This window comes from Streptomyces sp. NPDC051987 (assembly GCF_040680735.1).
Lineage (GTDB): Bacteria > Actinomycetota > Actinomycetes > Streptomycetales > Streptomycetaceae > Streptomyces.
Genome location: NZ_JBFAXI010000005.1, coordinates 196,475 through 205,255 on the forward strand (window position 1 = coordinate 196,475; position 8,781 = coordinate 205,255).

General features: G+C 73.9%; 7 protein-coding genes. 2 read left to right on the plus strand and 5 right to left on the minus strand.

Features of this window, described 5'->3' with window-relative positions; all coding sequences use genetic code 11:
- Positions 1-18 precede the first annotated feature (18 nt).
- Positions 19-2,454: an aminopeptidase N gene (gene pepN, locus AB0M11_RS04780; RefSeq protein ID WP_365701342.1), complete on the minus strand. Its 2,436-nt coding sequence runs from the start codon at positions 2,452-2,454 to the stop codon at positions 19-21.
- Positions 2,455-2,613: 159 nt separating this feature from the next.
- Between pepN and AB0M11_RS04785 the strand changes: the two genes are divergently transcribed.
- Positions 2,614-3,747, plus strand: a complete 1,134-nt coding sequence (locus tag AB0M11_RS04785; RefSeq protein ID WP_365701362.1) for an acyl-CoA dehydrogenase family protein — start codon at positions 2,614-2,616, stop codon at positions 3,745-3,747.
- Between the two features lie 111 nt (positions 3,748-3,858).
- Here the strand turns inward: AB0M11_RS04785 and AB0M11_RS04790 are convergent, their stop codons facing one another.
- The 4 genes from AB0M11_RS04790 to AB0M11_RS04805 all read right to left on the minus strand — a co-directional run bounded on the left by AB0M11_RS04790 (position 3,859) and on the right by AB0M11_RS04805 (position 7,511).
- Entirely contained in the window at positions 3,859-4,188 is a 330-nt protein-coding gene (locus AB0M11_RS04790) for a rhodanese-like domain-containing protein (RefSeq protein ID WP_365701364.1), read from the minus strand.
- Between the two features lie 49 nt (positions 4,189-4,237).
- A complete protein-coding gene (locus AB0M11_RS04795) occupies positions 4,238-5,050 on the minus strand; it encodes a hypothetical protein (RefSeq protein WP_365701344.1) in 813 nt (270 codons plus the stop codon).
- Between the two features lie 115 nt (positions 5,051-5,165).
- A complete protein-coding gene (locus AB0M11_RS04800; protein ID WP_365701347.1) occupies positions 5,166-6,584 on the minus strand; it encodes a DUF2252 domain-containing protein in 1,419 nt (472 codons plus the stop codon).
- Between the two features lie 135 nt (positions 6,585-6,719).
- Positions 6,720-7,511 (minus strand): SDR family NAD(P)-dependent oxidoreductase, encoded by a 792-nt coding sequence (locus AB0M11_RS04805; RefSeq protein WP_365701349.1) that lies wholly within the window; start codon positions 7,509-7,511, stop codon positions 6,720-6,722.
- A gap of 136 nt (positions 7,512-7,647) precedes the next feature.
- On the opposite strand from AB0M11_RS04805, the gene AB0M11_RS04810 reads away from it, so the two are divergent.
- Positions 7,648-8,640 (plus strand): aldo/keto reductase, encoded by a 993-nt coding sequence (locus AB0M11_RS04810; protein WP_365701351.1) that lies wholly within the window; start codon positions 7,648-7,650, stop codon positions 8,638-8,640.
- Positions 8,641-8,781: the final 141 nt, after the last annotated feature.

Sequence of the window (8,781 nt, forward strand, 5' to 3'; positions counted from 1 at the left end):
TCGGACGGGGCGAGAGGGTCAGGCGGTCGCGGTCCGGGAGTGCAGCATGCGGCGAACGCCGTCCGCGCGTTCCAGGAGGGTGTTGCGGACCACGGGGGCCGCTTCCCGGGCCGTCTGCCGGGCCCTCTCGATGTACGCGTGGTCGACGCCGTACGACGGAAAGAGATGGGAGGCGTAGGTCATCGCCGGGATCATGCCGCCCTGGTGCAGCTGGGGGACGGCGGCGAGGTAGCGCTCGGCGTAGGGGGCGAGCTGGGCGTCCTGACCGGGGCGCCAGAAGGCGGCCGCCACCGCGAAGACCGCCGCGACGGGCACCTCGCGGTCCACCGCCAGCCGCCGCCAGACCTCGTCCTTCGCCGCCGGGTCGGGGAGGGCGGCGCGGACGGTGAGGGCGCGGACCCAGGCGTCCGGGTCGGGGTCGCGTTCGAGCAGGGCGGCGGACCGGGCGGTGGTGTCGCCGCCGAGTTCGGCCTCCCGGACGAGGGCGCGCCAGTGCAGGTCGACGTCGTCACCGGCCTGCTCGCGGAGCCAGGCCAGGTCCTCGGCGCCGGTCGCGGTGCGGGCGAGGCCGCGCAGGGCGACCTGGCGGCGGCCCGGGTCGGCGGCGAGCCTCCGGCAGACCGCGGCCACGGCCCGGGTCAGTGCGGGGCGTTCGGCGGTGGGGGCCCAGAGTTCGGCGATGTTGATGACGAGCGTGAGGTAGGGCTCGATCACGGCGTCGGAGGTCTCGGCCGCGAGGACCTCGGTAAGGCAGCGTCCGGCCTCGGCCGCCGTGGCCTCGCCGGCCGTGAGCATGTCCCAGACGGTGGCCGCGGCCGTGCCCCGGGAGATGGCGGTGGGCAGCTGGGCCGCCGCGCGGAAGAAGGTGTCCCGGGTGGTGGGGTCCGGGCGGGTGATGGCGAAGGTGAGGTCGTCGTCGTTGATCAGGAGGAGGTCGGAGGTGGCGGGCAGACCGGTGACGGGGGTACGGACCTCGGACACCTCGACGCGGACCAGCGCGGTGCGCCGCAGGGCGTCGCCGGCCCGGTCGTACGCGCCGACCGCCAGGACCTGGGGGCGCGGGTCGCCGTCGGCGACCAGGGTGACGGTGCCGCCGTCGCGCTCCAGCGTGAAGCGGTCGGTGCCGGCGGTCTCCAGCCACGCCTTGCGCCAGGCGGCCAGGTCGCGGCCACTGGCCTCGGCGAGGGCGTCGATCAGGTCCTGGAGGGTGGTGGTGCCCCAGGCGTGACGGGCGAAGTAGGCGGCCATGCCGGTGCGGAAGAGGTCCTCGCCGACGTAGGTCATCAGCTGCTGGAGGACGGAGGCGCCCTTGGGATAGGTGATGTTGTCGAAGATCGACGCGGCCTGGGCGACGTCGTGGATGGGCTGGTGGATCGGGTGCGACACCGGGCCCTGGTCGGAGAGGTACGCCTTGACCTTGCCGCCGAGGAGGTGGCCGGCCCAGGCGTCGGTGTGGCGGGTGGCGCCCTCGGCGGCCCAGTGGCAGGCGAACTCGGCGAAGGCCTCGTTCAGCCAGAGGTCGTCCCACCAGCGCATGGTCACGATGTTGCCGAACCACATGTGCGCCATCTCGTGCAGCAGCACCACCGCGAGCAGCTCGCGCTCGGCAGGCGTCGGCGTGGCCCGCCGCAGGAAGCCGTCGGACCAGGTCACACAGCCGTAGTTCTCCATCGCGCCGCCGAACTCGGGCATGAAGACCTGGTCGTACTTGCGCTGCGGGAACGGCATGGCGAACGCCTCGGCGTAGAAGGCGAGACCCTGGCGGGTGAGGGTGAAGATCTCGTCGGCGTCGCGTTCCAGGACCTCGGCGAGCGAGCGGCGGGCGTAGACGCCGAGGTCGTGGCCATCGGCCTCGCGGCGGATCTCGTGGAAGGGGCCGGCGTTGACGACGGTGTTGTACACGGACAGCGGCGGGGTGTCCGGGAAGCTCCAGCGGCGGGCCGCGCCCTGCTCCTCGATCCGCGGGTCACCGGAGTTGCTGAGGACGGTCCAGGCGGCCGGGGCCGTGACCGTGAAGGCGTGCGGGGCCTTGAGGTCGGGCTGGTCGAAGCAGGCCCAGACGAACCGGGCCTCGTCGGGCTCGAAGCTCGTCCAGACGTACACCTCGCCGTCGGCGGGGTCGGTGGCCTTGTGCACGCCTTCGCCGGTGGCCGTGTCGGCCTGGACGCTCTCGACACGCAGCACGTTCCGCGCGGCCAGACCGGGCAGCGGGATCCGGCCGTCGCCCGAGGGGGTGAGGGGGGTGCCGTTCAGGGTGGCGGCGCGCACCTCGGCCGCGCAGTCGACGAACGTCTCCGCGCCGGGTTCGGAACAGGTGAAGGTCACCGTGGAGACGCAGCGGATCTCCGGTCCGGCGGGCAGGGCCGTGAGGTCGAGGTCGACGTCGTACCGCTCGACCGTGATCAGCGCGGCCCGGCGCTCGGCCTCGGTTCGGGTCAGGCTGCGGATCCCCATGTGTCCTCCCTCGTGTGTCCGTCCCCCGTCGGCGGACAGCGGCCGTCAGCCTACGACGGGAGGAGCGGGTGATCGCAGGGTTTTCGGTTCCCTTCTTCTAGAACCTGTTCTATCTTGACGGACCGTCAGATGAGCGGGACCCGTCGGGAGGACAGGACCGTGGACTTCACCTTCACCGAGGAGCAGTTGGCGGCGGCCGAGGCGGCGCGGGGGGTGTTCGCCGGGGTGGCGCCGGACGCGGTGCCGAGCCCGGCGCTGACCACCGGGGCCGTGGCCGAGAACTTCGACCGGGAGCTGTGGGACAGGCTGGCGGACGCGGATCTGCTGAGCCTGCTGCTGGGCGAGGAGTACGGCGGGGCAGGCCTGGACGCCATCGCGCTCTGCCTGGTGCTGCGGGAGTCGGCGAAGGTGCTGGCCAGGGTGCCGCTGCTGGAGCACAGCGCGGCTCTGGCGACCGTACAGCGGCACGGGGCGGCGCCGTTGCGGGACCGGCTTGCGGCGCGGGCGGGCCGGGGCGAGCCGGTGCTGACCGTCGCCGGAAGCGGGCGCACCGGCCACGACCCGGCGGAGCTGGCGGTGACCGCGCGGCAGGACGGGGACGGCTGGGTCCTGGACGGGGTGCAGACGGCGGTGCCGTGGGTGTACGACGCCGATCTCGTCGTCGTACCGGCGCGCACCGCGGCCGACCGGAGCGTACTGGCGCTGGTGGCGCCGGAAGGTGACGGGGTCGTGGTCGCCGAGCAGGTGTCGACCAGTGGGGAGCGGCTCGGGGAGCTGCGGCTGGAGTCGGCGCGGGTCGAGGGGCGGGACGTGGTGGTGGCGGAGGGCGCCTGGGAGTGGCTGCGGGAGCTGCTGGTGACCGGGACCTGCGCGCTGGCGCTCGGCCTCGGTGAGCGGGTGCTGCGGATGACCAGCGAGTACGCGGCGAAGCGGGAGCAGTTCGGGTATCCGATCGCCACGTTCCAGGCGGTGGCCGTGCAGGCCGCCGACCGGTACATCGACCTGCGGGCCATGGAGGCGACGCTGTGGCAGGCGGCGTGGCGGATCGCGTCGGGGGCGGCCGGGGCGCTGCCGGCGGCCGCGGACGTGGCGGTGGCGAAGATCTGGGCGGCCGACGGGGTACGGCGGGTGGTGCAGACCGCGCAGCACCTGCACGGCGGGTTCGGGGCCGACACCGAGTACGCGCTGCACCGGTACCACGCCTGGGCCAAGCAGATCGAGCTGGCGCTCGGTGGGGCCGGGGTGCACGAGGAGGCCTTGGGAGATCTGCTGGCCGCGCATCCCCTGGGGTAGGGGACACGGAAGGGGAGTCGGTCGTGGGTGATCCGCCGGGCGGTGGGGGCTGGTCGCGCGGTTCCTCGCGCCCCTGACGGGGCGCTGCGGCACCGGCGCTGTCAGGCTCCCTCAGACCACGAATCCCGGCTCGCCCGTGTCCGTCACGACCTCGCGGCCCGCTGCCTGCCACACCTGCATGCCGCCGTCCACGTTCACCGCGTCGACGCCCTGCTGGACCAGGTACATCGTGACCTGGGCCGAGCGGCCGCCGGAGCGGCAGATGACGTGGACGCGGCCGTCCTGGGGGGCCGCCTCGGTGAGCTCGCCGTAGCGGGCCACGAACTCGCTGATCGGGATGTGCAGGGCGCCGGCGGCGTGGCCCGCCTGCCACTCGTCGTCCTCCCGGACGTCCAGCAGGAAGTCGCCGTCCTTGAGGTCCGCGACCTCGACCGTGGGCACACGTGCTGCGAAGTTCATGTCCCTGACGCTACCCGACCGGGACGGCGCGCTACTCCTGGGTCAGCAGGGCCGCCAGGTGCGCCTCGCGTTCGGTGACGTCGTTGCGGAGCCGCTCGGCGATCTCGTCGAGGAGGCCGTCGGGGTCGTCGGGGGCGAGCCGGAGGAGGCCGGCGATGGGGCCGTTCTCCAGTTCCTTGGCGACCAGGGCGAGCAGCTCCTTGCGCTCGGAGAGCCATTCCAGGCGGGCGTAGAGCTCCTCGGCGCGGCTCGGCCTGCGCTCCGGCGGGACCGGGCCGGCCGCCCACTCCTCCGCCAGCTCCCGCAGCAGCGTCTCGTCACCGCGGGCGTAGGCCGCGTTGACCCGGCTGAGGAACTCCTCGCGGCGCTCCTGTTCGGCCTCGTCCTGCACCAGGTCGGGGTGGGCCTTGCGGGCCAGCTCGCGGTAGAGCCGGCGGGCCTCCTCGCTGGGGCGGACCCGCTGCGGCGGCCTGACCTCCTGCTCGGTGAGCATGGCGACGGCCTCCGGGAACAGGCCGTCGCCGTCCATCCAGCCGTGCAGCAGCTCCTCGACACCGGGGATGGGCAGCACCCGGGCCCGCGCCTCCTCGGCGGCGCGGATGTCCTCGGGGTCGCCGGTGCGGGCGGCCTTGGCCTCGGCGATCCGCGCGTCCAGCTCCTCGATGCGGAGGTAGAGCGGGCCGAGCTTCTGTTCGTGCAGGCGCGAGAAGTTCTCCACCTCGACGCGGAAGGTCTCGACCGCGATCTCGTACTCGATCAACGCCTGCTCGGCGGCCCGCACGGCCCGCTCCAGCCGCTCCTCGGGCCGCGGTGCCTGGGACTGCTCAGCTTCCGGGGTCGTCACCCGACCAGCCTAGGGCCTGTCGCCGCCGGGGGTGGCCGGGACCCGCTCGGCGACCGGATCGACGCGGGCCACGGCCCGGTCCGCAGGCGCTCCTGAGCTCGGACCGTCCCGCGGGTCACACCCCGAGCTCCGCCGGTGTCCGGCCCGCCCGCACCGCGGTCACCAGGTCCTGGTGGTCCGCCTCGGTGCGGTCGGCGTAGGCCACCGCGAACGCGGCGATCGCCTCGTCCAGTTCCTCGTTCTTGCCGCAGTAGCCGGCGATCAGGCGCGGGTCGGCGCTGTGCGAGTGGGCGCGGGCCAGCAGGGCGCCGGTCATCCTGCCGTAGTCGTCGATCTGGTCGGGGGCCAGGGCGGCCGGGTCGACGCTGCCCTTGCGGTTGCGGAACTGGCGGACCTGGAAGGGGCGGCCGTCCACCGTGGTCCAGCCGAGCAGGATGTCGCTGACCACCTGCATCCGCTTCTGGCCGAGGACCACCCGGCGGCCCTCGTGGTCGACGGCCGGCGTCTCGAACCCGGCCGTGGCGAGATGGGGGACGAGCGCGGACGGACGGGCCTCCTTGACCTGGAGGATCAGCGGCTCGCCGCGGTGGTCGAGGAGGAGCACGACGTAGGACCGGGTGCCGACGCTCCCGGTGCCGACGATCCGGAAGGCGACGTCGTGCGGGGTGTGCCGGGCGAGCAGCGGGTGGCGGTCCTCGGAGAGCGTGGTGACGTAGTGCTCCAGAGCGGCGGTGACCGCCTCCGCCTCGGCGTCCGGGACCCGGCGCAGCACGGGCAGGGCGTCGACGAAACGGCGGCCGCCGTCCTCGGTGGGCTCGGTGGAGCGGGCCGCGAACCGGCCGCTGGTGTTGGCGCGGGCCTTCTCCGAGACCCGGCGCAGAGTGCCGAGCATGTCGTGGGCGTCGGAGTGGGAGACCAGCTCCTCGTCGGCGATCGCGTTCCACGCGTCCAGCACCGGGAGTCTGGCCAGCAGGCGCATGGTGCGGCGGTAGGCGCCGACCGCGTCGCCCGCGGCCGTGCGGCAGGTGTCCTCGTCGGCGCCCGCCTCCCTTCCGGCCAGCACCAGGGAGGCGGCGAGCCGCTTGAGGTCCCACTCCCAGGGGCCGAGCACCGTCTCGTCGAAGTCGTTCAGATCGATGACGAGGTCGCCGCGCGGGTCGCCGTACAGGCCGAAGTTGGCCGCGTGGGCGTCTCCGCAGATCTGGGTGGCGATCCTGGTCATCGGGGTGCGGGCCAGGTCGTGCGCCATCAGGCCGGCCGAGCCGCGCAGGAACGCGAACGGGCTCGCCGCCATCCTGCCGACCCTTATCGGGACCAGCTCCGGGATGCGGTCCCGGTTGGACTCCTCGACGGCGCGGACCGCGTCGGGACGGGAGGGGTCCAGCTCCAGGGCGGCGTGGCGGCGGCGCGGGACCGCCGAACGCAGCGCCTTGCCCTCCTCCTTGGGAGAGCCCTCCGAGGGCCACCGCGCGAAGCCCTTCGGCGCGGGCAGCTTGCGCCTGCCGGGCGCCCTCGGCTCGTCCCCCACGGTCACGTCGACCGCCTCCCCCGTACTCCACGCACGAACATCAACTCGTGGAGACGGTACAGGTGGGGGCCGAAACGCGTCAGACCCTGTGGACAAGCCCCTGTGGACAAGCACAAGCCCTGCGGGACCCCGGTGGGTTCCCTACCGTGACGCCCGCTGCGCCTCGACCACCTGCCGGACGGCCGGGCTGATGCCGGCGCGCCGCTGGGAGCGGGCCGCGAACTCCGGGAACTGGACGGCCAGGGCGCAGCGCAGCCGCAGTTCCAGCGGGGCGGCGTTGATCTCGGCCCGGTTCTCCTCGACGGCGCGCTGGACGGCGGCGGCCACGTCCTCGGGGGAGACGGTGCGCACGCCGCTCGGCACCTCGGCGCCGGTCGCGGCGAACATGCCGGCGTCGCGCACGAAGCCGGGCTGGACGAGCGAGACCCCGACGCCGGTGCCGTGCAGGTCCAGGCGCAGGCTGTGGGCGAAGCCCCGCAGGCCGAACTTGGACGCGGTGTAGAGAGAGGAGTACGGGGTGGCGGCCTTGCCGGACATCGAGCCGACGAGCGCCAGGTGGCCCCGCCCGCGCGCGACCATGCCGGGGGCGAGCAGCCGGGCCAGCAGGACGGGCGCGCTCAGGTTCACCGCGAGGGCGCGCTCGATCTGCGCGGGGGTGTAGTCGAGAAGGTCGCCGCTCGCGGGCAGGGCCGCGTTGGCCACCAGGATGTCGGTGTCCGGGCACTGTGCGGCGAGCCGGGCGACCGCTTCGGGGTCGGCGAGGTCGGCGGTCACCGGCCGGGCGCCGACCTCGCCGGCGAGGGCCGCCAGGGCCTCCGGGTGCCGTCCGGTCACGACCAGCCGCGCCTGGGCGCGGACCAGCCGGTGTGCCAGGGCACGCCCGATGCCGCCGGTCGCACCGGTCAGCAGAACTGTCGCTCCGGCGAGGTCCATCGGTGCCGCCTTCCGGTCGCCGCATTGCCAACTGAGGTTACCTCTCAGGCAACAATAGCCCTTGAGTGTTGGCAAATCAATTGCCAGAATGCTGTCAACACTGTTCGGCTCAGACGGCTCTCACAAGGTGGTCCTCGTGGAACAACGGGAAATCGGCAGGCTCGGCCGGAGCGTCTCGGTGATGGGGCTCGGCACCTGGCAACTGGGCGCGGACTGGGGGCAGGTGGACGAGGACGAGGCGCTGGCCGTCCTCGGCGCCGCCGTGGACGGCGGCGTCACACTCATCGACACCGCGGACGTCTACGGCGACGGCCGCAGCGAGCGGCTCATCGGCTCGTTCCTGCGCGGCCGCGGTGCGGAGCGCGCCGGCTCGCTGCTGGTGGCGACGAAGATGGGACGGCGCGCCCGCCAGGACCCGTCCGAGTTCACCCTGGACAACTTCCGTGCCTGGACGGATCGTTCCCGCGCCAACCTGGGCGTGGACACCCTCGACCTGGTCCAGCTGCACTGCCCGCCCACCCCGGTGCTCTCGGCCGACTCCGTGTACGACGCCCTGGACGTGCTGGTCGACGAGGGGCGGGTGGCCGCGTACGGGGTGAGCGTGGAGACCTGCGAGGAGGCGCTCAGCGCCATCGCCCGGCCCAACGTGGCGAGCGTGCAGATCATCCTCAACGTCTTCCGGCGCAAGCCCCTGGAGCGGGTGCTGCCGGCGGCCCGCGCGGCGGGCGTCGGCATCATCGCCCGGGTTCCGCTGGCCTCGGGGCTGCTGTCCGGCCGCTACCGGCGGGACACCGTCTTCCCGGCCGACGACCACCGCGCCTACAACCGGCACGGCGAGTCCTTCGACGTGGGCGAGACCTTCTCCGGCGTGGACTACGAGACGGGCGTCGAGGCGGCGGCGGAGTTCGCGGCCCTGCTGCCCGACGGCATGTCCCCGGCGCAGGCCGCGCTGCGCTGGCTGGTCCAGCAGCCCGGGGTGACCTCGGTGATCCCCGGCGCCCGCACTCCCCGGCAGGCCCGCGCCAACGCCGAGGCGGCGGCGCTGCCCGAGCTGCCCGACCTCACCCTGAAGGCGCTGGAGGAGCTGTACGACCGCCGGATCCGGGCCCAGGTGCACCACCGCTGGTGATCCGCCCCCGACACGGCGCGTGGCCCACGGGAACTCCCGTGGGCCCCGGTGCCGGCGAACGCCTCGGCGGCGTTGCCGGTGCACGATCCGAGGCTGCCCTGGTCCAGGACGGGGATGCGGACCGTGTGGACGGCGCTGGTG